Origin of the sequence: Mycobacterium sp. 3-98 (genome assembly GCF_035918355.1) — a bacterium.
Classification (GTDB): Bacteria; Actinomycetota; Actinomycetes; order Mycobacteriales; family Mycobacteriaceae; genus Mycobacterium; species Mycobacterium intracellulare.
This window is the reverse complement of record NZ_CP142360.1, coordinates 3,366,798-3,388,602: the sequence shown is the minus strand read 5'-3', so window position 1 is coordinate 3,388,602 and position 21,805 is coordinate 3,366,798. Positions and strand designations below refer to the sequence as shown.

Annotated in this window: 23 protein-coding genes; 17 read left to right on the top strand and 6 right to left on the bottom strand. The window is 67.6% G+C overall.

Going from position 1 to position 21,805, the window contains the following annotated elements:
• Positions 1–22: 22 nt before the first annotated feature.
• Positions 23–886, bottom strand: coding sequence for an ABC transporter permease (locus QGN30_RS16105; RefSeq protein ID WP_014380031.1), 864 nt, complete (start codon positions 884–886; stop codon positions 23–25).
• Position 887: 1 nt separating this feature from the next.
• Entirely contained in the window at positions 888–1,730 is an 843-nt protein-coding gene (locus QGN30_RS16100) for an MlaE family ABC transporter permease (RefSeq protein WP_008256279.1), read from the bottom strand.
• 304 nt (positions 1,731–2,034) lie between these two features.
• Here QGN30_RS16100 and QGN30_RS16095 point away from each other — a divergent pair, with 304 nt between their 5' ends.
• The 5 genes from QGN30_RS16095 to QGN30_RS16075 all read left to right on the top strand — a co-directional run bounded on the left by QGN30_RS16095 (position 2,035) and on the right by QGN30_RS16075 (position 5,827).
• A complete protein-coding gene (locus tag QGN30_RS16095; RefSeq protein ID WP_014382447.1) occupies positions 2,035–2,637 on the top strand; it encodes a TetR family transcriptional regulator in 603 nt (200 codons plus the stop codon).
• 46 nt (positions 2,638–2,683) lie between these two features.
• A complete protein-coding gene (locus QGN30_RS16090; protein WP_009953388.1) occupies positions 2,684–2,965 on the top strand; it encodes a phosphoribosyl-ATP diphosphatase in 282 nt (93 codons plus the stop codon).
• Positions 2,966–2,967: 2 nt separating this feature from the next.
• The gene (gene hisG / locus QGN30_RS16085; RefSeq protein WP_026071591.1) at positions 2,968–3,822 is read left to right on the top strand and encodes an ATP phosphoribosyltransferase; all 855 of its coding nucleotides are present in this window, start codon (positions 2,968–2,970) and stop codon (positions 3,820–3,822) included.
• Between the two features lie 119 nt (positions 3,823–3,941).
• The gene (locus QGN30_RS16080) at positions 3,942–4,460 is read left to right on the top strand and encodes a membrane protein (RefSeq protein ID WP_026071592.1); all 519 of its coding nucleotides are present in this window, start codon (positions 3,942–3,944) and stop codon (positions 4,458–4,460) included.
• Positions 4,457–5,827: an FAD-containing oxidoreductase gene (locus tag QGN30_RS16075; RefSeq protein WP_014382449.1), complete on the top strand. Its 1,371-nt coding sequence runs from the start codon at positions 4,457–4,459 to the stop codon at positions 5,825–5,827. Before QGN30_RS16080 ends, QGN30_RS16075 begins: the two co-directional genes overlap by 4 nt.
• Before the next feature lie 3 nt (positions 5,828–5,830).
• Here the strand turns inward: QGN30_RS16075 and QGN30_RS16070 are convergent, their stop codons facing one another.
• On the bottom strand, positions 5,831–6,727 hold the full coding sequence (locus QGN30_RS16070) for a RecB family exonuclease (protein ID WP_009953385.1): 897 nt from the start codon (positions 6,725–6,727) through the stop codon (positions 5,831–5,833).
• Positions 6,728–6,800: 73 nt separating this feature from the next.
• On the opposite strand from QGN30_RS16070, the gene trmI reads away from it, so the two are divergent.
• Positions 6,801–7,646 carry a tRNA (adenine(58)-N(1))-methyltransferase TrmI gene (gene trmI / locus QGN30_RS16065; RefSeq protein WP_014382450.1) on the top strand — a complete coding sequence of 282 codons (846 nt, stop codon included), beginning with the start codon at positions 6,801–6,803 and terminating at the stop codon, positions 7,644–7,646.
• Between the two features lie 30 nt (positions 7,647–7,676).
• Here the strand turns inward: trmI and QGN30_RS16060 are convergent, their stop codons facing one another.
• Positions 7,677–7,976 carry a DUF503 domain-containing protein gene (locus tag QGN30_RS16060; RefSeq protein ID WP_008256301.1) on the bottom strand — a complete coding sequence of 100 codons (300 nt, stop codon included), beginning with the start codon at positions 7,974–7,976 and terminating at the stop codon, positions 7,677–7,679.
• Positions 7,977–7,984: 8 nt separating this feature from the next.
• Positions 7,985–8,596, bottom strand: coding sequence for a hypothetical protein (locus QGN30_RS16055; protein ID WP_014382451.1), 612 nt, complete (start codon positions 8,594–8,596; stop codon positions 7,985–7,987).
• 309 nt (positions 8,597–8,905) lie between these two features.
• Here QGN30_RS16055 and arc point away from each other — a divergent pair, with 309 nt between their 5' ends.
• Together arc and QGN30_RS16045 are read left to right on the top strand one after the other, a co-directional pair.
• On the top strand, positions 8,906–10,735 hold the full coding sequence (arc, locus tag QGN30_RS16050; protein ID WP_008256304.1) for a proteasome ATPase: 1,830 nt from the start codon (positions 8,906–8,908) through the stop codon (positions 10,733–10,735).
• Between the two features lie 34 nt (positions 10,736–10,769).
• Entirely contained in the window at positions 10,770–12,575 is a 1,806-nt protein-coding gene (locus QGN30_RS16045) for a hypothetical protein (RefSeq protein ID WP_038536101.1), read from the top strand.
• 7 nt (positions 12,576–12,582) lie between these two features.
• Here QGN30_RS16045 and QGN30_RS16040 read toward each other — a convergent pair whose 3' ends face one another.
• Positions 12,583–13,188 carry a hypothetical protein gene (locus tag QGN30_RS16040; protein WP_009953378.1) on the bottom strand — a complete coding sequence of 202 codons (606 nt, stop codon included), beginning with the start codon at positions 13,186–13,188 and terminating at the stop codon, positions 12,583–12,585.
• Between the two features lie 123 nt (positions 13,189–13,311).
• Here QGN30_RS16040 and dop point away from each other — a divergent pair, with 123 nt between their 5' ends.
• The 9 genes from dop (at position 13,312) to tatC (ending at position 21,799) form a co-directional block, all read left to right on the top strand.
• Positions 13,312–14,820, top strand: coding sequence for a pup deamidase/depupylase (gene dop, locus QGN30_RS16035; RefSeq protein ID WP_008256308.1), 1,509 nt, complete (start codon positions 13,312–13,314; stop codon positions 14,818–14,820).
• A 117-nt stretch (positions 14,821–14,937) separates the two neighbouring features.
• Positions 14,938–15,132 carry a ubiquitin-like protein Pup gene (locus QGN30_RS16030; RefSeq protein ID WP_009953377.1) on the top strand — a complete coding sequence of 65 codons (195 nt, stop codon included), beginning with the start codon at positions 14,938–14,940 and terminating at the stop codon, positions 15,130–15,132.
• On the top strand, positions 15,129–16,004 hold the full coding sequence (gene prcB / locus QGN30_RS16025; RefSeq protein WP_014380035.1) for a proteasome subunit beta: 876 nt from the start codon (positions 15,129–15,131) through the stop codon (positions 16,002–16,004). Before QGN30_RS16030 ends, prcB begins: the two co-directional genes overlap by 4 nt.
• On the top strand, positions 16,001–16,798 hold the full coding sequence (gene prcA / locus QGN30_RS16020) for a proteasome subunit alpha (protein WP_248913612.1): 798 nt from the start codon (positions 16,001–16,003) through the stop codon (positions 16,796–16,798). The genes prcB and prcA overlap by 4 nt, the downstream gene beginning before the upstream one ends.
• Before the next feature lie 215 nt (positions 16,799–17,013).
• Positions 17,014–18,372 carry a Pup--protein ligase gene (gene pafA / locus QGN30_RS16015; RefSeq protein WP_248913613.1) on the top strand — a complete coding sequence of 453 codons (1,359 nt, stop codon included), beginning with the start codon at positions 17,014–17,016 and terminating at the stop codon, positions 18,370–18,372.
• Between the two features lie 75 nt (positions 18,373–18,447).
• Complete coding sequence (locus QGN30_RS16010) at positions 18,448–19,446, top strand: helix-turn-helix transcriptional regulator (RefSeq protein ID WP_038536109.1); 999 nt, start codon at positions 18,448–18,450, stop codon at positions 19,444–19,446.
• Positions 19,443–20,414: a helix-turn-helix transcriptional regulator gene (locus QGN30_RS16005; protein WP_038536112.1), complete on the top strand. Its 972-nt coding sequence runs from the start codon at positions 19,443–19,445 to the stop codon at positions 20,412–20,414. The genes QGN30_RS16010 and QGN30_RS16005 overlap by 4 nt, the downstream gene beginning before the upstream one ends.
• Before the next feature lie 94 nt (positions 20,415–20,508).
• Positions 20,509–20,787: a Sec-independent protein translocase subunit TatA gene (gene tatA, locus QGN30_RS16000; protein WP_009953370.1), complete on the top strand. Its 279-nt coding sequence runs from the start codon at positions 20,509–20,511 to the stop codon at positions 20,785–20,787.
• 55 nt (positions 20,788–20,842) lie between these two features.
• Complete coding sequence (gene tatC, locus QGN30_RS15995) at positions 20,843–21,799, top strand: twin-arginine translocase subunit TatC (protein ID WP_008256322.1); 957 nt, start codon at positions 20,843–20,845, stop codon at positions 21,797–21,799.
• Positions 21,800–21,805 lie beyond the last annotated feature (6 nt).

The window sequence follows — 21,805 nt, the reverse complement described above, 5'->3', positions numbered from 1 at the left end:
TTCCACCGACCTCGCCACGGGCCTACCCGCCGAACCTTGCGCCGGAGTCCACACCCCACAGCGCCATGGTGAGCAGCATGTTCACGATGATCACGACCGTGATGCTGGCCCGCATGCCGTGCCCCGCGGCGACCCCGACGCCTTCGGGTCCGCCGCTGGCGTAATAGCCGTAGTAGCACTGGATGGTGGAGGCGATCCACACGAAGATGACGGCCTTGATCAACGAATAGACGATGTCCTGGCCGGCCAGCATCAGCGTGAAGTAGTGCAGGTAGGACCCGGTCGAACCGCCGCTGCCGATGCCCACCACGACTTGCGTGCTCAGGTAGCCGATCGCCAGGCAGGCGGCGTAGAGCGGAATGATCGCCACCACCGAGGCGATGAGCCGGGTGGTCACCAGGTAGGGAATGGGGCGGATCGCGATCGACTCTAGCGCGTCGATCTCCTCGGCGATGCGCATGGATCCCAGTTGGGCGGTGAAGCGGCAGCCGCCCTGCATGGCGAAGGCGAGCGACGCCATCAGCGGAGCCAGCTCGCGCGTGTTGACCAACGACGAGACGAACCCGGTGGCGGGCCCCAGACCGAGCAGGTCCAAGAAGTTATACCCCTCGATCCCGACGAGTGCGCCGACCGTCATGCCCAGCACCACCGCCACGCCCGCGGTGCCGCCGCCGACCACGATCGAGCCGTTGCCCCAGGTGATGTTCGACAGCAGCCGCAAGAATTCGCCGCTGTACTGGCGCACGGCGAGCGGCACAGCGACCGCCGCCCGGACGAAGAAGACCAGCAGATGGCCGAGCCGGATGATCGGCACTTTGCCCCTGCGGTAGAGCCGGACGAGCGGTGTCGAAATCGGTGCGAAAGGCACATACGCCGAGGCCGTCACGTCAGAGCCCCGTCCTGGGCGACAGCATGATGTAGAGCTGGCTGATGGCGACGTTGACGATCATCAGCAGCAGGATCGCCTCGACGACGGCGGCGTTCACCGAGTTCGCGACGCCCGTCGGTCCGCCCTTGGTGGACAACCCTTTTTGGCTTGACACGATGGCCACGATGGCGCCGAACACGATCGCCTTCAGCAGCGCCAGGACCATGTCACCGGTCGTCGCGAACGACGCGAACGTCGACACGAAGCTGCCAGGCGCGCCGTTCTGGAAGTACACGTTGAACATGTAGCTCGCGAAAAATCCGGCGAAGCACACGACGCCGGTCAGCGCCACACCGATCATCACCGCGGCTGCGAAGCGGGGGACGACCAGGCGCCGGATCACCGAGACCCCCATCACCTCCATCGCGTCGGTTTCCTCGCGCATGGTGCGCGAACCCAGATCGGCGGTGATCGCCGACCCGACCGCCGACGCCATGAGCACCGCCGCCACCAACGACGCGCCCTGGCGGATGACGGCGAGTCCGCTGGCCGCGCCGGCCAGCGAGGTGGCGCCGACCTGGCCGGCCAGCAGTGCGAACTGGATGGACAGGGTGACGCTGATCGGCAGCGAGACCAGGATCGTCGGCAGCACGGCGGTGCCGGCCATGAATGCGCCCTGCCGGACGAATTCGTGCCATTGGAACCGCCCGGTGATCAGGTCGACGAAGAAATATTGAACGGTGCGCACACCCAGGACGAACTGTTCGCCCACGGTCGTCAGGGAGGCGACCGGATGACGTTTGACGTATCCGACGGACCAGTCCCGGATGGCGACAACGCCGTCAAGCTGTGCTGTCGTCATAGCGGCGCGACCTGCGGTCGGCCTAGCAAACCCATGGCATAGGTCATCGCGTACCAGCTACCGCTGTCATCGGCCCTCTTCCCACCCCTAAGTCCTGAGTGCCGAGCAGAGGCCGTTGGGCGGCCGTTGGACGCTAACTTTATTAAAATAGTGTCAACAAGCGCCCAGTCTCTGCAGTTCATCGGTGTGTGCTGCATCACACTAGCCTATTTGATAGGGACTTTCAATAGTGTAGAGTCCCTCATCTGAGTTCGTCGCTGGACGCACCGCGGGGTTGTTTTGTCGGATTGACGAAGGTGATGGCATGCCCTCAGCAAACACCGGTTCGTTGCGGGACCGACGCCGTGCTGAGCTGCTGTCCCAGATCCAGCAGACCGCGCACCAGCTCTTCGCCGAACGGGGATTCGAGGCGGTGACGACCGAGGACATCGCGTCGGCCGCCGGGATCTCCATCAGCACCTATTTTCGGTACGCGCCCACAAAGGAGGGCCTGCTGGTCGACCCCGTCCGGGATGCGGCCGCCGAGATCGTGGGTTCCTACAGTGCGAGACCGCAACACGAGTCGCCCGTAGAGGCGCTGATCCAACTGTTCGTCACGCACGCCAGGGACGTCAGCGACGTTGACAACCTGGACACCTGGCGCCTCGCCGTGGCCACCGCGCCGCACCTGTTGAGTAAATCCGTGCTGATCAGCGAAACCGACCACGGCAACCTGATCCAGCAGGTCGCTCACCGGATGGGTGTCGATGCGATGGCCGACATTCGACCCGCGTTGTTGGTCCACACCAGTTTGGCCACAGTCCAATTCGTCCTCGACGGATGGTTGACCTCCGATGTCGGCGAAAGTCCGCCTTTTCACGAGCAATTGGAGCAAGCGCTGCGGCTCACCCTCGCCGGATTCGACTGAACCAGGCAGTGTTGAACGAAACCGCCGTGACTTTGCCGACCGCCGCGTGAAACAATCGCTGGCCGTGAAGACCTTCGAGGATCTGTTCGCCGAACTGGGCGAGCGTGCCCGCACCCGGCCGGCCGGCAGCGCGACGGTCGCCGCGCTCGACGGCGGCATCCACGGGCTGGGCAAGAAGATCCTCGAGGAAGCCGGCGAGGTGTGGCTGGCCGCCGAACACGAACCCGACGACGCGCTGGCCGAGGAGATCAGCCAGTTGCTCTACTGGACACAGGTGCTGATGGTCGCCCGCGGGCTGTCCCTCGACGACGTGTATCGGAAGCTGTGACCATGCTGCGGGTTGCGGTTCCCAACAAGGGCACGCTGAGCGAGCCGGCCACCGAGATCTTGGCGGAGGCCGGTTACCGGCGCCGTACCGACTCCAAGGATCTGACCGTCATCGACCCGGCCAATCAGGTGGAGTTCTTCTTCCTGCGGCCCAAAGACATTGCCATCTATGTGGGTTCGGGAGAGCTGGATTTCGGCATTACCGGGCGCGACCTGGTGGGCGATTCCGACGCCCCGGTGCGGGAACGATTGGCGCTGGGATTCGGTTCGTCGAGCTTCCGCTACGCTGCCCCGGCCGGGCGGGACTGGAAGATCGCCGATCTGGCCGGCAAGCGGGTCGCTACGGCGTATCCCAACCTGGTCCGAAAAGACTTGGCGGGCCGCGGCATTGAGGCGACCGTCATCAGACTCGACGGCGCGGTGGAGATTTCGGTGCAACTCGGCGTCGCCGACGCCATCGCCGACGTGGTCGGGTCCGGTCGCACCCTGAGCCTGCACAACCTGGTGGCCTTCGGTGATCCGCTGTGCGATTCGGAAGCCGTGCTGATTGAGAGCGACCAGGCCAGCCGCTCCGGGACGCAGGCCGCGCGCGATCAGCTGGTGGCGCGCATCCAGGGTGTGGTGTTCGGCCAGCAGTATCTGATGCTCGATTACGACTGCCCCCGCTCGGTGGTGGACAAGGCCACCGCGATCACGCCGGGGCTGGAGTCGCCCACGATTGCGCCCCTGGCCGATCCGGATTGGGTTGCCATCCGGGCGCTCGTCCCGCGCCGGGGAGTGAACGAAATCATGGATGAGCTGGCCGCCATCGGCGCCAAGGCGATCCTGGCGTCCGATATCAGGTTTTGCCGGTTCTGATTGCACACGCGGTGCGATCGCCGCGGCTGTGTTAGCGTCCGCCTCGGGGGACTGCCCGGGTTGGCGTATGGGCCGTCCCTGAAAAGGTCGCCGGCTGTTTCGTCCTCCAGGAGGTCTTCGTGACTCACGCGCTTGTTGTGTTGCTGGCTTTGTTGATTGGTGTCGTTGCCGGGTTGCGTTCGCTGACGGCACCCGCGGTGGTCGCCTGGGCCGCCGCCCCCGCCCTCCTGGGGTGGATCGACCTGCACGGCACGTGGGCGTCCTGGATGGCCAGCATCGTCGCGGTGGTCGTCTTCACGGTCCTCGCCGTCGGCGAATTGATCAACGACAAGCTGCCCAAGACCCCGCCGCGCACGGCGGCACCGATCTTCGCGGGCCGCATCGTGATGGGTGGCCTCGCGGGCGCGGCGCTGGGTGCCTGGCCGCACTGGACCTTTACCGCGCTCGGCGCCGGCGTCATCGGCGCGGTGCTGGGCACGCTCGGCGGTTACCAGGCGCGCAAGCGGCTGGCCGCCGCGGCGGGCCGGGACCTGCCCATCGCGCTGCTCGAGGACGCGGTCGCGATCGTCGGGGGACTCGTCATCGTGGCCGTGACGGGCCACGTGCTGACGGAGTACCTGCTGACGGCGGTTAAGTGACAGAACATTTCGACGCGATCATCGTCGGTGCGGGCCAGGCGGGCCCGCCGTTGGCGGGGCGGCTGACGGCAGCCGGGCAGCGCGTCGCGATCGTCGAACGCAAACTGATCGGCGGCACGTGCGTCAACACCGGGTGCATCCCGACCAAGACGCTGGTGGCCTCCGCGCATGCCGCGCACCTGGCGCGTCGCGGCGCCGACTACGGCGTCGGCACCGGCGAGATCAGCGTGGACATGGCGAAAGTCAAGGCCCGCAAGGACGAGATCATGCTCGACGACCGCAAGGGTGTCGAAGACTGGCTCGAGGGCATGGACGGCTGCACCGTCGTCCGCGGGCACGCGGTATTCACCGATCCGCACACCGTGCGGGTCGGTGACGACGTGCTGCACGCCGACCGCATCTTCCTTAACGTCGGCGGCCGCGCCGTGGTGCCCGACATTCCGGGCCTGGACGAGGTCGACTTCCTCACCAACGCGTCGATCCTCGAACTCGATGAACTGCCAACACATCTCGTCATCGTGGGAGGCAGCTACATCGCGCTGGAGTTCGCGCAGATGTACCGGCGCTTCGGGGCGCGGGTGACGGTGGTGGAGCGGGGTCCGCGGCTGGCGTCGCGCGAAGACGAGGATGTCTCGGCCACCATCGAAGAAATCCTGCGGACCGAGGACATCGACATCGTCGTCGACGCCGACGACGTGCGGGTCACCAAGACTGACAACGGATTTGAACTCATCCCGCGCGATGGCGCCACGCCCATCCGCGGGAGTCATCTGCTGCTGGCGGCGGGCCGGCGCCCCAACACCGACGACCTGGGCCTGCAGGCCGCCGGTGTGCGGACCGACGCCCGCGGCTATATCGTCGTCGACGATCAGCTCAAGACGAGCGTCGAGCACATCTGGGCGATGGGCGACTGTAACGGCAAGGGCGCGTTCACCCACACCTCGTACAACGACTTCGAGATCGTCGCCGCCAACCTGCTCGACGGCGACCCGCGGCGGGTGAGCGACCGCATCACCACCTACGCGCTCTACATCGATCCGCCGCTGGGGCGCGCCGGCCTGACCGTCGAGCAGGTCCGCGCGTCGGGGCGCAAGGCGCTCGTCGGAAAGCGGCCGATGACCAGAGTCGGCCGTGCGGTGGAAAAGGGTGAGACACAAGGCTTCATGAAAGTCGTGGTCGACGCCGAAACCAAGGAGATCCTTGGCGCCGCCGTCTTCGGGGTCGGCGGCGACGAGGCCATTCACTGCATCCTGGACGTCATGTCGGCCAACGCGCCGTACACCACGCTCTCCCGCACCATGCACATCCATCCCACGGTCAGCGAGCTCATTCCGACGGTGCTGCAGGAGATGTCGCCGCTGGACTAGGCGCTACGCCGCCGGCTCGCTCGAGCGCGAATCGCTTTGCGGGTCAAACGATTCCGGCCAGCCCGGGTAGGGCGGCGGTGTCCCACCGAAAAGCGGGCAGTGCTGCTGGTGGGGGCACCAGTCGCACAATCGCGACTGGGTGGGACGGAAATCGCCCGTCTGGCCGGCGGATTGGATGGCGCGCCAGATCGCGATCAGGGTCTTCTCGAAGCGCAGCAGCTCGTCGTGATCCGGCGAATAGTCCAGGACCTGACCGTCGGCCAGGTAGATCAGCCGCAGCCGGGTGGGCGGCACGCCGCGCGAACGCAACAGGGCCACCGCGTAGAACTTCATTTGGAACATGGCCTTGAACTCGGCCAGGGCCCGCGCTTCCGGTGGCGCCTTGCCGGTCTTGTAGTCGACCACCCGGAGCTCTCCGGTGGCGGCGACGTCGATGCGGTCGATGAATCCGCGCAGCAGCGTGCCGTCGGCGAGTTCGACCTCCACGCGTTCTTCGCAGCATTGCGGGTCGAAACGCGTCGGGTCCTCGAGGCGGTAGTAGCCGGCGAGCAACGCCTGGGCCTCGGCCAGCAGCTGGGAGCGCTGGGCCGGGTCCAATCCCGCAGTCATCTCCGGCGTCGCGGCCATCACCTGCTCCCAGGCGGGCTGCACCAGCGACAGGGCGGTGTCGGGGCCGCGCTGCGCGGCGGGCAGCTCGTAAAGCTGCTGCAGGGCGGCGTGAACCAGGGACCCGCGCAGCTGCGCCGGCGACGGGGCCTCGGGCAGGCGGTCGATGGCCCGGAAGCGGTACAGCAGTGGGCATTGCTTGAAGTCCGCCGCCCGCGACGGTGACAGCGCCGGGCGGGACACCTGCCTCGCCGGGCCCGTCACCGACTGCGGAGCCTCCGGCTGGACGATCATGTCGAAAGCCTATGACCGGGCTCCGACAACCCCAAGGACCCGTGGGGGCGAGTCGACTGGCACGCTAGACCGCGTGTCCGTAACCGGCCCGTTCACCGTGGGCGAGCGTGTGCAGCTCACCGACGCCAAGGGCCGGCATTACACGATGGTGCTCGCCGAGGGCGCCGAGTTCCACACCCATCGCGGGTCGATCCCGCACGACGCGGTCATCGGGCTCGAGCAGGGCAGCGTGATCAAGTCCAGTAACGGCGCCGCGTACCTGGTGCTGCGGCCGCTGCTGATCGACTACGTGATGTCGATGCCCCGCGGCCCGCAGGTGATCTACCCGAAGGACGCGGCTCAGATCGTTCACGAGGGCGACATCTTCCCCGGCGCCCGGGTGCTCGAGGCCGGGGCCGGTTCGGGCGCACTGACCTGTTCGCTGCTGCGCGCCGTGGGGCCCGGCGGGCGGGTGGTCTCCTACGAGCAGCGCGCCGACCATGCCGAGCACGCCCAACGCAATGTGTCGGTGTTCGCCGGCGGCGAGCCGCCCGACAACTGGGAATTGATCGTCAGCGATGTGGCCGACTCCGAGCTGCCTGATGGATCCTTCGATCGCGCCGTGCTCGACATGCTCGCGCCGTGGGAGGTGCTGGAGTCGGTCGCGCGGCTGCTCATCCCCGGCGGCGTGCTGATGATCTATGTGGCCACCGTCACCCAACTGTCGCGCGCCGTCGAGGCGCTGCGGGCTCAGCAGTGCTGGACCGAGCCGCGGTCGTGGGAGACGTTGCAACGCGGGTGGAATGTCGTCGGGCTCGCGGTGCGCCCGCAGCATTCGATGCGCGGGCACACGGCCTTCCTGATCTTCACGCGACGGCTCGCCCCCGGGGTGGTTGCGCCCGCGCCGCTGGGCCGCAAGCGCGAAGGCCGCGACGGTTAGTGGCGATCGCAAGCGCGGCGTTGCCGTCGACTAGGCCAGATCTTCGGGGCGCACCAGCGAGCGTCGCACCGACAGCAGCTCGAACTCGGGGTGCGCGGCCACCAGCCGCTCGGCCGCGTCCAGCACGTCGACCGCGTGGCCGCGGTCACCCGAAACCAGGGCGACCCCGATGCCGGCCCGTCGATACAACTCGTGCGAACCCGTCTCGGCCGCCGAGACGCTGAACTTGCGCTGCAGTTCGGCGACGACGGGACGGACGACCGATCGCTTCTGTTTGAGCGAGCGAACGTCGCCCAGCAACACGTCGAACTCGAGCCAACCGATCCACATCCGGCGCGTCAGCCCGGCGGGTTTTGGGACGGACCGGGTTCGGGAGCCGGCGGTGGCGGCGGCGGCGCGGGTTCGGGCGGGCTCGCGGGGGCGCCGGAGGACGGGGCCGCCGGCGACTTGCCCAGGGCCAACAGCGTTTCGGCGGTGTGCCGGGAAAGCTGCCAACCGCCTTGGAAGGGAGCGAATTCCATCGGGAAGGCGAAGTTCGCGTTGTCGGCCTGGGCGGTGTGCACGGCGACGCTGGCCTTCACATTGGACGGGTTCTTGTCCGACCACGCGATGTCGTTCGCGGCGAAGGTCATCGGCAGGTAGCCGTTGTCCCGCAACGCGTTGGTGAACTTGTCCAACGTGGCCGCGCTCTCCGGGGTGGCGCCCTCCACCAGACTCACCTTGGCGTCGCCGGGGACGTTCGGATCGGCCAGGCGGGCCAGGACATCGGTGAGGGCTTCGGGCGGTGGCAGGGGAGCCGTGACGGGCGCAGCAACTTGGCTGGACGTGGCCGGCGGCAGCGACGAGACGGTCGACGACTCGCTTGCGGGGTGCTTCGACGAACACGCCGCAAGACCGACCACCGCCAGGGCGATGGCGGTGCTGAGCGCTACGGACAGTGGTCGATGCATCCAGTGGGTCGGCCGGCTAAACGGCTCTGGCCGCTTCGGGTGGGAGCGATGTCGCTAAGGTCGGGCCGATGGGTGCAACTGAAGTCACACCGGCGGTGACTGCGACGCGAGCCGAGCCGGTGGCGAGGCTTTTTGCGGTCACTGTGCCACCTCCCGAGGCCGTTTCGATCATCACGATTAGTGGCCGAGATTACCAGCGTGACGAAAATCTTAACTTTTCGTGGGTATTTGACTACGCACATCAATCGTCAATCGCCGGTAGCTTTGAAGTATCCGCCGCGCCAATTCGGTGTGGGAAAGGAGCGCAAGATGGGTAGCTCAGAGCGTTCTGAAGCTTTCGGAACCCCCCACGAATCAGACATGTCCAGCGGCGACGAGGCCGAGTTGGAGCAGCTTCGCCGCGAGGCGGCGATGTTGCGCGAGCAGCTCGAGCACACGGTCGGTGCGCAAGGCGGCGCCCGCTCTGCCCGCGACGTGCATCAGCTCGAAGCGCGCATCGACTCCCTCGCGTCCCGTAACTCGAAGTTGATGGAGACCCTCAAAGAGGCCCGCCAGCAACTGCTGGCGTTGCGGGAGGAAGTCGACCGGTTGGGGCAGCCGCCCAGCGGCTACGGCGTCCTGCTCGGCACGCACGAGGACGACACCGTCGACGTGTTCACGTCCGGCCGCAAGATGCGCCTGACGTGCTCGCCGAACATCGAAGTCGCGTTGCTGCGTAAGGGCCAGACCGTTCGCCTCAACGAGGCGCTGACGGTCGTGGAAGCGGGCACCTTCGAGTCGGTCGGCGAGATCTCCACACTCCGTGAGCTCTTGGCCGACGGGCACCGGGCGCTCGTGGTCGGGCACGCCGACGAGGAACGCATCGTCTGGCTCGCCGAGCCGCTGGTCGCCGAGAACCTGCCGGACGGTCATCCCGACGCCCTCAACGACGACACCCGGCCCCGCAAGCTGCGGCCCGGCGACTCGCTGCTGGTCGACACCAAGGCCGGCTACGCGTTCGAGCGCATCCCCAAGGCCGAGGTCGAGGACCTGGTGCTGGAAGAGGTGCCCGATGTCAGCTACCTGGACATCGGCGGCCTGACCCGCCAGATCGAACAGATCCGCGACGCCGTGGAGCTGCCGTTCCTGCACAAGGAGCTCTACCGGGAGTACGCGCTGCGGCCGCCCAAAGGTGTGCTGCTCTACGGTCCGCCCGGCTGCGGTAAGACGCTGATCGCCAAGGCGGTGGCGAACTCGTTGGCCAAGAAGATGGCCGAGGTCCGCGGCGACGACGCGCGCGAGGCCAAGTCGTACTTCCTCAACATCAAGGGCCCTGAGCTGCTGAACAAGTTCGTCGGCGAGACCGAGCGCCACATCCGGCTGATCTTCCAGCGCGCCCGCGAGAAGGCGTCGGAAGGCACCCCGGTGATCGTGTTCTTCGACGAGATGGACTCGATCTTCCGCACCCGTGGCACGGGGGTGTCCTCGGACGTCGAGACGACCGTGGTCCCGCAGCTGCTCAGCGAGATCGACGGCGTCGAGGGGCTCGAGAACGTCATCGTGATCGGCGCGTCCAACCGCGAGGACATGATCGACCCCGCGATCCTGCGGCCGGGCCGGCTCGACGTGAAGATCAAGATCGAGCGCCCGGATGCCGAAGCGGCGCAAGACATCTTCTCGAAGTACCTGACCGAGGAGTTGCCGCTGCACGCCGACGACCTCGCCGAGTTCGGCGGCGACCGCACGGCCTGCATCAAGGCGATGATCGAGAAGGTCGTCGAGCGGATGTACGCCGAGATCGACGACAACCGGTTCCTGGAGGTCACCTACGCCAACGGTGACAAGGAAGTCATGTACTTCAAGGACTTCAACTCCGGGGCGATGATCCAGAACGTCGTCGACCGGGCGAAGAAGAACGCGATCAAGTCGGTGCTGGAAACCGGTCAACCGGGCCTGCGCATCCAGCATCTGCTCGACTCGATCGTCGACGAGTTCGCCGAGAACGAGGACCTGCCCAACACCACCAACCCCGATGACTGGGCGCGGATTTCGGGCAAGAAGGGCGAGCGGATCGTTTACATCCGCACGCTGGTCACCGGCAAGAGCTCGAGCGCGTCGCGGGCCATCGACACCGAGTCGAACCTGGGTCAGTACTTGTAAACATTTGTCGGCGCCACCGGCTAGCGTCGCACCCGTGCGGCTCCGCTTTGAGGCTCCGGGTGACGACGACGCCTACGACCAGGTTCGTGGCGTGCTATTGGACGAGCTCGACGGTTGGTGGTCCGGAGTCGACTCGGATCGGGAGGCGGTCGTCTCCGACGTCGGCGTCTTTCTGGACTGGCGTTACTTCGACTCCACCGGTGTGCTCGACGATTTCGCGCCGGCCGATATCGCGGAATTTTTGCTGGAGTGGTGTCCGCGGCGGTTCGAAGGCCGGCCGGACGACGCCGCCAGTCTGTGCTTCGCGGTCGGCGTATACGTCGACTTCATGCAGGCAACGGGGCGTCTGGTCGGCGGTGCCGACCGCGCCGCCAGGTTGCGCAGGCTGGCCGACGACCTTGCGCCGACCCTGCTGGCCGAAGCACGCGACCCTACCGTTGTCGAGGATCTTCCGGTCCCGGGCGACGCGCCGGAGCCCTTCGAACTGCCGTTCCTCTACGTTCCGCCGTCCGCGACCGATCTGGCGGCCGCCGCGACGGCGGTCCCGCTGCTCGCCAAACTCGATGCCTTGCGCGACTATCTCGGGCCGGACGGCAAGCCGCTGACCGACAAGGGCGAACTCGAACTGGCTGCTGGTCGCGCGCTTGTGGAACGCCTCGACACCGGCGACGTGTTGGATTTCGAGTTGGGCGAGCTGAAATATCCGGCGCGGTCGACGGCGGCGCTGCGGCGTCTGAATTTCCTCGTCCAAGTGGCTATCGAGGCGGGCGCGGTGGACGTGCATCGCCACCGGGTGCTGCCGGGGCAGGAGTGGGGGACGCGCTCGCCCGTGGAGCGGGCGGAGTCGCTGTTCGCGGCGATCCTCTTGTCACGTCCGTTGCGGTCGTTGCATTCGGCGCAGCTCTATCCCGAGCAGCACGTCATGCACGACCTGCTCGACGACGGGATCGCGTGTTGGCTGGCGCCGCTGCTGCAAGACGGCGCGAAACTTCCCTTCGAATCCTTGCTGGAGTGGGTGCACGCGCTGGTTGCCGCGCAACGGCCGTCGCCGCGCTGGTATGCCGACGAGGAGGACACGCTGGAGGCATACGTCGAGGACGACATGGGCCGACTCCTCGACGTGCTGCGGCAGGCCGGTGTGGTGCGCTGGACCGACGCCCTCGAACGGCCGCAGCCGCTTGGGCCTAGCAATTGGACCGGTGGGACTGTGGCGCTGACCGCGCTGGGGCGTCACGTCGTGCCGGAATACCTGGAGGACGCCGGATTCGCGCTGCGCCGTCTCGACCGAATCAACGACTGGGATGCGACGGACCTGATCGGCGCAATGTTGTTGGTGGGCAAGGACACTCATGTGCCGTTGATAGCAAACTGGCGGTCCGACCGGCCGGCCGCCGAGCGGGTGCAGATGGTCACCGAGGCGGCCGCGGCCATGGAGACCGCGGCCGGCCGGACGATGGGCTTCGTCGCCCTGAACGAGTTCGACATCGACGTCGCCGAACCCTTCGTTCGTCAGCTGCTGGACAGCCCGGTCGCCGGCCACGCCGCGCTCTGGCTGATCCAGCGGGACCGCGCCGACGCCGAGACGCTCGCGAGCTTCGTCGACGTTGCCGTGCTCGTCGACGTCCTCGCGGAGTCCTTGGAGTCGCCCGAGGAGTTGTGCAGCCTCTTCGCCGGTTTATCCGACCCGTCCCAGTTGCTGGACGACATCTGGCGTCATCCGGCGCCGGAGACCGCGCTCGTCCTCGACGCGCTCGGCCGTCACCTGCCGGACCGAGCACTGGCCAAGGCCGCGCGCAAAGCGGCAGTGCGGCACCAGAGTTGGATGGCAAACCGCCTGTGACGCGGCGTCAGTCCAACTGGAGCGAGTAGCTGTTCGTCAGATCGTCCTGCGTGACATGCGCGGAACGGGTGCGGGTGTCCACCCGCAACTCCTCGGTCAGCACGCGCGGCTGATAGGCCCACCCGTGCGGCAGGTTGAGCCGGGCGGCCAAGCCGGGCAGGTCGGCGCGCGACAAGGTGGGGTCGGCGACCTGGCTCCAGGTCTGCATGACCCAGCGCTGCCCGCCGGGATCGAGGAGTTCGTAGACCTCTTCACCCGGGTTGAAGACGAAGACCGTGTGGCGGTTGACCTGATTGGCGGTATAGGGCGCGGGGTTCATCGACGACAGCAGGACCGTGGCCTGCTGAATCATCTCGATCCCGCCGAAGGTCTTGGTGATCTGCGGCCCTTGCCGTTGCTTCTCGATGGCGTTCATCAGCCAGTAGCGCGGACCGTTGAGCAGCGCCGTGGCCGCCCCGTGCTCCTTGGCGATGGCCTGGGCGTCGAGCTTCGACCACAGCTCGGCCGGACAGTCGTTGAGCGGGAAGCTGTTGTACACCGTGGCCTGCGGTCCCGCCTCCCCGGGGGTCACGAGAAGCACTTCGCCGTAACGCTTCCCGGATAGGTCGGTCATCCCGTGAAGCTAATCACCGTCGTCGGCGGCGTCAACAGCAAACGCGATCACCGATGACCAGCGGCGCCAGGGCGCCGACGCCCGGGAGAAGGTCAATTCCGCACCTCGCCTAGTCTTTGAAGCATGCAAAGGATTATCGGGACGGAGGTCGAATACGGCATTTCCTCGCCATCGGACCCGACGGCGAACCCGATCCTCACGTCGACGCAGGCGGTCTTGGCTTATGCGGCCGCGGCGGGCATTCAGCGCGCCAAGCGGACCCGGTGGGACTACGAGGTGGAATCTCCGCTGCGCGACGCGCGCGGGTTCGACCTGAGCCGCTCGGCCGGCCCGCCGCCGGTGGTCGACGCCGACGAGGTCGGCGCGGCCAACATGATCCTGACCAACGGGGCACGGCTCTACGTCGACCACGCGCACCCCGAATACTCCGCGCCCGAATGCACCGACCCGCTCGACGCCGTGATCTGGGACAAGGCCGGCGAACGGGTGATGGAGGCCGCCGCCCGACACGTCGCCAGCGTGCCCGGGGCCGCGAAGTTGCAGCTCTACAAGAACAACGTCGACGGCAAGGGCGCCTCCTACGGGTCGCACGAAAACTATTTGATGTCGCGGCAGACGCCGTTCTCGGCGATCATCGCCGGGCTGACCCCCTTCCTGGTCTCGCGGCAGGTGGTCACCGGGTCGGGACGCGTGGGCATCGGGCCCTCCGGCGACGAGCCCGGCTTTCAGCTGTCGCAGCGCTCGGACTACATCGAGGTCGAGGTCGGCCTGGAGACCACCCTCAAGCGCGGCATCATCAACACCCGCGACGAGCCGCACGCCGACGCCGACCGGTACCGGCGCCTGCACGTCATCATCGGCGACGCCAACCTCGCGGAGACGTCGACCTATCTGAAGCTGGGCACCACGTCGCTGGTGCTGGACTTGATCGAAGAGGGCCCGGCGCACGGAATCGACCTGAGCGATCTGGCCCTGGCGCGGCCGGTGCACGCGGTCCACGCGATCAGCCGCGACCCGTCGCTGCGCGCCGCGGTGGCCCTGGCCGACGGTCGAGAGCTGACCGGGCTTGCGCTGCAACGGGTTTACCTCGATCGGGTGGCGAAGCTCGTCGACAGCCGCGACCCCGATCCGCGGGCGGCCGACATCGTCGAAACCTGGGCGCACGTGCTCGACCAACTCGAGCGCGATCCGATGGAGTGCGCCGAGCTGCTGGACTGGCCCGCCAAGTTGCGCCTGCTCGAAGGGTTCCGGCAGCGGGAGAACCTGAGCTGGTCGGCGCCGCGGTTGCACCTGGTCGACCTGCAATACTCCGACGTCCGGCTGGACAAGGGCCTGTACAACCGGCTGGTCGCGCGGGGCTCGATGAAGCGCCTGGTGTCCGAGCACCAGGTGCTCGAAGCGGTGGACAGCCCGCCGACGGACACCCGCGCGTACTTCCGCGGTGAATGCCTGCGCCGGTTCGGCGCCGACATCGCGGCGGCCAGTTGGGACTCGGTGATCTTCGACCTGGGGGGCGATTCCCTGGTCCGCATTCCCACGCTTGAGCCGCTGCGGGGCAGCAAAGCGCACGTGGGAGCGCTGCTGGACTCGGTGCACAGCGCGGCGGAACTGGTCGAACAACTCACCAGCTAGCCGCCGGTTCGGCCGGGGAACGTCGGGGTTGACCGGTAGGGTAGGAAAGACCAACGGGCGGCGTGGCTGGACAATTGAAAGGCCATTCAACAAGCCCAGACAACGCAGGAGGCGGCGATGGCTCAGGAGCAGACCAAGCGTGGCGGCGGTGGCGGTGACGAGGACGACTTCGCCGGCAGCACGGCCGCGGGCCAAGAGCGCCGGGAGAAGCTGGCCGAGGAGACTGACGATTTGCTCGACGAGATTGATGACGTTCTCGAGGAGAACGCCGAGGACTTCGTGCGGGCATACGTCCAAAAGGGCGGCCAGTGACCTGGCAGTTCTCTGATCGCCTACCCATCAACTCCGCACTTCCGGGAAACCCCGCCGTAGACCTTTCGTCGTTCGCCGACTTCCTACGCCGTCAGGCGCCGGAGTTGCTGCCGGCCTCCTTCGGGGCCGTCCAGTCGGAAAGCGCCGGGGCGCAGCTGCCCCACGGGACCACCATCGTCGCGCTGAAGTACCCCGGCGGTGTGGTGCTCGCCGGTGACCGGCGCTCGACGCAGGGCAACATGATCGCCGGGCGCGACGTCAAGAAGGTGTACATCACCGACGACTACACCGCGACCGGCATCGCCGGAACCGCCGCCATCGCCGTGGAGTTCGCCCGCCTTTACGCCGTGGAACTCGAGCACTACGAGAAACTCGAAGGCGTGCCGCTGACGTTTGCCGGCAAGGTGAACCGGCTGGCGATCATGGTGCGCGGCAACCTGGCCGCCGCCATGCAGGGGCTGGTGGCATTGCCGCTGCTGGTGGGTTACGACATCGACGCGCCCGATCCGGAAGGCGCCGGCCGCATCGTGTCGTTCGACGCCGCCGGCGGCTGGAACCTGGAGGAGGAGGGCTACCAGTCGGTGGGCTCGGGCTCCATTTTCGCCAAGTCGTCGATGAAGAAGTTGTACTCGCAGGTCACCGACGCCGACTCCGCGGTGCGGGTCGCGATCGAGGCGCTCTACGATGCGGCCGACGACGACTCCGCGACCGGCGGGCCGGATCTGGTCCGCGGCATCTATCCCACGGCGGTCACCATCGGCCCCGAGGGGGCGCTGGAAGTGCCGGAGGGCCGCATCGCCGAGCTGGCTCGCGAGGTGATCCAAAGCCGTTCGCGCGCTGACACTTTCGGCCCCGATGGTGGTGAGAAGTGAGCTTCCCGTATTTCATCTCGCCCGAACAGGCGATGCGCGAGCGCAGCGAGCTCGCGCGCAAGGGCATCGCGCGGGGCAAGAGCGTGGTCGCCCTGGTCTATGCCGGCGGGGTTCTTTTCGTCGCGGAGAACCCGTCGCGGTCGCTGCAGAAGATCAGCGAGCTCTACGATCGCGTGGGCTTCGCGGCCGCCGGCAAGTTCAACGAATTCGACAATTTGCGCCGGGGCGGAATCCAATTCGCCGACACCCGCGGCTACGCCTACGACCGCCGCGACGTCACCGGCCGCCAGCTGGCCAACGTCTACGCGCAGACGCTGGGCACCATCTTCACCGAACAGGCCAAGCCCTACGAGGTGGAATTGTGCGTCGCCGAGGTGGCGCACTACGGCGAGTCGAAACCGCCTGAGTTGTACCGCATTACCTATGACGGATCGATCGCCGACGAGCCGCATTTCGTGGTGATGGGTGGCACCACCGAACCGATCACCACCGCGCTCAAGGACTCGTACGCCGAAAACGCCAACCTGCGCGAGGCCACCCGCATCGCGGTGAAAGCGTTGCGGGCCGGCAGCGAATCCTCCAACGGCGACCAGTCCACCCTGGACGTGGCCAGCCTGGAGGTCGCCATCTTGGACCTCAACCGCCCGCGGCGGGCGTTCCGGCGGATCAACCGCGCCACCCTGGAGAATTTGCTGCGCGAACTGGATTCGAACGGATCCTCCGACGGCGACGGCGACGGCGACGGCGACGGCGACGGCGACGAGTCGGAGTCGAACGGCGGCTCGCCCGGCTAGACCACCGTCGGGCATGGCGTCTGACGCGGTGGTGCTGGTGTGGCTGCCGGTGCTCAAGGTGCCGATGAGGCTTCGCATCTCCCGGCGTGCGCGCCGCGGCCGCGTCATCACGAGGGGGCGCGGCGCGGCTCTGGAACCCGCCCGCGCAAAAGTTCGTCGATCGATACGCGCGGCTTGCTCACCGTCATGCTCGGACAACCAGTACGCTCGATTACGTGCAGCGACGAATCATGGGCATCGAGACCGAGTTCGGGGTCACCTGCACATTCCACGGCCATCGCCGGCTCAGCCCGGACGAGGTGGCCCGCTACCTGTTCCGGCGGGTCGTGTCGTGGGGGCGCAGCTCCAACGTCTTCCTGCGTAACGGCGCCCGCCTCTACCTCGACGTGGGCAGCCACCCCGAGTACGCCACCGCCGAGTGCGACAGCCTGGTGCAGCTGGTCACCCACGACCGCGCCGGGGAATGGGTGCTCGAAGACCTGCTCGTCGACGCCGAGCAGCGCCTCGCCGACGAGGGCATCGGCGGCGACATCTACCTGTTCAAGAACAACACCGATTCGGCGGGCAACTCCTACGGGTGCCACGAGAACTACCTGATCGTGCGGGCCGGCGAATTCTCCCGGATCTCCGACGTCCTGCTGCCGTTCCTGGTCACGCGCCAGTTGATCTGCGGGGCCGGCAAGGTGCTGCAGACCCCGAAGGCCGCGACGTTCTGCCTTTCCCAACGCGCCGAGCACATTTGGGAGGGCGTCTCGTCGGCCACCACCCGCAGCCGGCCGATCATCAACACCCGCGACGAGCCGCACGCCGACGCCGAGAAGTACCGGCGCCTGCACGTGATCGTCGGCGACTCCAACATGTGCGAAACCACCACCATGCTCAAGGTGGGCACCGCCGCGCTGGTGCTGGAGATGATCGAAGCGGGCGTGCCGTTTCGGGATTTCTCGCTGGACAACCCCATCCGTGCCATCCGCGAGGTCAGCCACGACATCTCCGGCCGGCGGCCGGTGCGGCTGGCGGGCGGGCGTCAGGCCAGCGCCCTGGACATCCAGCGCGAGTATTACAGCCGCGCGGTCGAGCACCTGCAGACCCGCGAACCCAACGCCCAGATCGAGCAGATCGTCGACCTGTGGGGTCGCCAGCTCGACGCCGTCGAGAGCCAGGACTTCGCCAAGGTGGACACCGAGATCGACTGGGTGATCAAGCGCAAGCTGTTCCAGCGCTACCAGGACCGCTACAGCATGGAGCTGTCCGACCCGAAGATCGCCCAGCTCGACCTGGCCTACCACGACATCAAGCGCGGGCGCGGCGTCTTTGATCTGCTGCAGCGCAAGGGACTTGCGGCCCGCGTCACCACCGACGAGGACATCGCCGAGGCGGTCGACAATCCGCCGCAGACCACCCGGGCGCGGCTGCGTGGCGAGTTCATCAGCGCCGCCCAGGCCGCCGGCCGTGACTTCACCGTCGACTGGGTGCACCTCAAGCTCAATGACCAGGCGCAGCGGACCGTGCTGTGCAAGGACCCCTTCCGTGCGGTCGACGAGCGGGTCAAGCGGCTGATCGCCAGCATGTAGCCGCTCCGACGCGGTTGCGCGACGCGGTGCGCGGGTGGAAGCGCCGGGCGGCGACCATCGAATAATCTGGTGCCAATGGCGACGTCAAAAGTCGAACGGTTGGTGAACCTGGTCATCGCCCTGCTGTCCACCCGCGGGTACATCACGGCGGAAAAGATCAGGTCGAGTGTGGCGGGTTACTCGGAGAGCGCGAGCGCCGAGGCGTTCTCCCGCATGTTCGAGCGCGACAAGAACGAGCTGCGCGACCTCGGCATCCCGCTCGAGGTCGGCAGGGTGTCGGCGTGGGACCCCACCGAGGGCTACCGGATCAACCGCGACGCCTATTCGCTCGCGCCGGTCGACCTGACCCCGGACGAGGCGGCCGCGGTGGCCGTCGCGACCCAGCTGTGGGAGTCACCCGAACTCATCACCGCCACCCAGGGGGCGCTGCTCAAACTGCGCGCCGCCGGCGTCGACGTCGATCCCGACGCGCCGGTCGCCATCGCGTCGCCGGTCGGAGTGCCGGGCCTGCGTGGCTCGGAGGATATTCTCGGAATCCTGTTGTCGGCCATCGATTCCCGACGGGCGGTCCAGTTTCCGCACCGGCCGTCGCGGGCCGAGCCCTACGCCACCCGCACCGTCGAGCCCTGGGGCGTCGTCACCGAGAAGGGCCGCTGGTATCTGGTGGGCCACGACCGCGACCGCGACGCCACCCGGACTTTCCGGCTCTCCCGGATCGGTCCCGACGTCACGCCGATCGGCCCGGCGGGCGCGGTCACCGTGCCGGAAGGCATTGACCTGCGCCGGATCGTGGCCCAGACGGTCACCGACGTTGCAGCGACACCGGCCGGCGGGGTGGCCCAGGTATGGGTGGCCGCCGGGCGGGCCACCGCGCTGCGCCGGGCCGGCAGGCACGTCGGCGAACGGCGGCTGGGTGAGCGCGACGGCGAGGTGATCGAGCTCGACATCCGATCCACCGACCAGCTCGCCCGTGACATCGCCGGCTACGGCGCCGACGCCCTGGTGCTCGAGCCGCAATCGCTGCGCGACGACGTGCTGGCCCGGTTGCGGGCGCATGCGGGCGTGTCCGCATGACCGCCATCTCCACCCGCCTGGTCCGGCTGCTGAACATGGTCCCGTACTTCCAGGCCAACCCGCGGGTCACCCGGGCCAAGGCCGCCACCGACCTCGGGGTCTCGGCCAAGCAACTCGAAGAGGACCTCAACCAGCTCTGGATGTGCGGCCTTCCCGGCTACTTCCCGGGCGACCTCATCGATTTCCAGTTCTCCGGGGACACCATCGAGGTGACGTTCTCCGCCGGCATCGACCGACCGCTCAAGCTCACCTCGCCGGAGGCCACGGGCCTGCTGGTGGCGCTGCGGGCGCTGGCCGACATCCCCGGCGTCGTCGACCCGGAAGCCGCGCGCAGTGCGATCGCCAAGATCGAGGACGCCGCGGGAGCCCTCGGCCACGACACCACACCCGCCGCGACGGCCGTCGACGAGCCCGCGCCGGCGGAAAGCCGGGCCGCCGCCGCGGTGCGCGCCGCCGTGCAGTCGCGGCACGCGCTGGCCATCGACTACTACTCCGCCTCGCACGACACCCTCAGCAGCCGGGTCGTCGATCCCATCCGGGTGCTGCTGATCGGCGGCCACAGCTACCTGGAGGCCTGGTCGCGGGAGGCCGAAGGGGTCCGGCTGTTCCGCTTCGACCGGATCGTGGAGGCCAGCGAACTCGACGAGCCCGCCGCGCCGCCCGAGCCGGCGCTGCATGCGCCCCCCGACACCTCGCTGTTCGACGGTGATCCCTCGCTGCCGTTCGCCAAGCTACGGGTCGCGCCCACGGCGTCCTGGATGTTCGAGTACTACCCGATGCGCGACGTGCGCGAGTTGCCCGACGGATCCTGCGAGGCGGTGATGACCTACGCCTCCGAGGACTGGATGACGCGGCTGGTGCTGGGCCTGGGGCCGGCCGTGCGGGTGCTGGCACCGGAGTCGCTGGCGCAGCGGGTGCGAGACGCCGCGGCCGCCGCGGTGGCGTCGTATGACGCCCTGAGCTCATAAAAGTCCAGGCAACGTGGCCCCTCGGCGCGGCGCGGGCCCACCGCCACGCTGCGCTGCTGCGGTAGCATCGGGTCAACGTCTGGAGGTAATCAAAGTGGGCAGTCTGAGTCCGTGGCACTGGGCGATCCTCGCGGTCGTGGTGATCTTGCTGTTTGGTGCCAAGAAGCTCCCCGACGCGGCGCGTTCGTTGGGCAAGTCGATGCGGATCTTCAAGTCCGAGATCCGAGAAATGCAGAGCGAGAACAAGCCGGAGAACTCGGCTTTGGGGACCCAAAGCGACGCCCCCGCGGCGAACCCCACGCCCGTGCAGTCGCAGCGGGTCGACCCTCCGGCGCCCAGCGAGCAGGGGCACAGCGAAGCACGCCCGGCGTAGCCGCCGTCATCGTCGCGGTGCCCGAGCGCCCCTGACCGAGCCCTAGACGAGCATCGTGAAATCACTCAAGGTTTCAGCGCGCACTTCTGGCCTGCTGAAGCGCCTCAACCCACGCAACAGACGCAGTCGCACCAACCCGGACGCGACCATGTCGCTGGTCGACCACCTCACCGAACTGCGCAGGCGGCTGCTGATTTCCCTGGCGGCCATCGTGCTGACCACGATTTTCGGGTTCGTCTGGTACTCGCATCCGATCTTCGGGCTGGAAAGCCTCGGCGAGTGGCTGCGTCATCCCTACTGCTCGCTGCCGCAGTCGGCGCGCGCGGACATCAGCGCCAACGGGCAATGCCGGCTGCTGGCCACCGCGCCGTTCGACCAGTTCATGCTGCGGCTCAAGGTGGGACTGACCGCCGGGGTGGTGCTGGCCTGCCCGGTCTGGTTCTACCAGCTGTGGGCGTTCATCACCCCCGGGCTCTACCAGAAGGAGCGCCGCTTCGCGATCGCGTTCGTGGTCCCGGCCGTGGTGCTGTTCGGTGCTGGCGCGGCGCTGGCCTACTTCGTGCTGTCCAAGGCCCTGGGCTTTTTGCTGACGGTCGGCAGCGACGTCCAGGTGACCGCCCTGTCCGGTGACCGCTATTTCGGGTTCCTGATCAATCTGCTGGTGGTGTTCGGCGTCAGCTTCGAATTCCCGCTGCTGATCGTCATGCTCAACACCGTCGGCCTGCTGACCTACCAGCGGCTCAAGTCGTGGCGGCGCGGCCTGATCTTCGCGATGTTCGTGTTCGCGGCGGTATTCACGCCAGGCTCCGATCCGTTTTCGATGACCGCACTCGGCTTGGCGCTGTCCGTCCTCCTCGAGTTCGCCATCCAGATCGCCCGCCTCCACGACAAGCGCAAGGCCAAACGCGAAGCCCAGACGGAGATCCCCGACGACGAAGCATCGGTCATCGATCGGCCCACCGCGATACCGGAGCCGTCGGTCACCGCCGGGCAACACGACGATGTCACCTGAACCGTC